Genomic DNA, 1105 nt, shown 5'->3' with positions numbered 1-1105 from the left:
CCCAAGCGGCTAGCGTGGCGCGGCCAACAGGACCACGCCGCGGCGGTCCCGGCTAACCAGCCATGGCGAGAGCGTCGGGACCGGCACCGGGGGCTGGCGGTGCACGACCCGGGCCTGAGGCCGGCACGCACGTCGGGCCTGCTGGACCCCTGATAAGCCCGGCTGCGCCACCCCGACCCGCTGCGCCGGGCTGATCAGGGGCGTCCCGGCATCCCCATCCAGGGGGTCAAAGTTCGACGCCGATCCAGGGTCAATGTTCAACGCTGTTTGACATCTTGAGGCTGCGGGAGACCTCCAAGGCTAAGCCAGGACCCGTCTGTGAGGCCAGGACTGCGAGGAAGCCGATCAGTCCGCCAAACGCTCGCTTCATGCCGTTCCAGCCTCTGCCGCAAAGCCACAAATCTCAACCGTCCCACTTATAGACGGGCGGTACTCAGTTCGTGGCGCGGAAGGGAGAAGCCAGCACGACCCGGATTTTACGGGCGGAAGCTGCATTGAAGCTGGCTGTCTGCTGCGACGGCTGCGTGGCTGCAAGGGTTGAGGCAGGGATCGTGATTGAGCTGGTGCCCGAGTAAACCGTAACCTGCCGATCCTCGGCTGAAGCGGGGAAGAGCGAAGAAAATACGGTGGCAACAGTGAGAGAGAGAACCAGGGAAATCTTCATGACGGCGGCCCGAGACGGAGCGAAATATTGCTTCCATAATAGTCAAGCTACGCCCCTGTTCCAAAAATAATAACCTGCCTGTCAGCGGAACTTTCCCAAAGCCAGCTATGCGATCTGAATTCATCGGCCGTTAGCGAATGGGGGCTAGCGCAACCTCCCCCCACCGATTTTCTGAAACTTCCTGAGATCCGTTTCCGTAGAGGAGGGCGTGTGCTCATTCGAGGGCAAAAGCGCGACGGCATCGCCTCGACGCTTCTATAGACATGAGCTCTCTGCCATTAGGCAGAAATTATCTAAATATCACAGGAACTTAGAGAACATTTTTCTGCTTCTATAAAGACTGCTGACACAGTATTCTAGGAGATGAAAAATGAAGAAAGTTACTTTTACGCTTGCCGCTATGACCATCCTTGGCGGGCTCGCGCTTGGTGTAGGCTCGGC

Annotated in this window: 1 protein-coding gene; it reads right to left on the bottom strand. The window is 58.6% G+C overall.

Going from position 1 to position 1105, the window contains the following annotated elements; translation table 11 throughout:
- Positions 1-433 precede the first annotated feature (433 nt).
- Positions 434-664, bottom strand: coding sequence for a hypothetical protein (locus MKK51_RS01140; protein WP_243974470.1), 231 nt, complete (start codon positions 662-664; stop codon positions 434-436).
- Between the last annotated feature and the right edge of the window lie 441 nt (positions 665-1105).

Origin of the sequence: Methylobacterium sp. E-045, from assembly GCF_022829685.1 — a bacterium.
Classification (GTDB): Bacteria; Pseudomonadota; Alphaproteobacteria; order Rhizobiales; family Beijerinckiaceae; genus Methylobacterium.
Note: the sequence above shows the minus strand (reverse complement) of the source record. Positions and strands in the feature narration are given on the sequence as shown.

Bases quoted from the DNA above. Each gene is read 5' to 3' on its own strand.
- MKK51_RS01140 (WP_243974470.1), bottom strand. From the start codon at position 664: ATGAAGATTTCCCTGGTTCTCTCTCTCACTGTTGCCACCGTATTTTCT.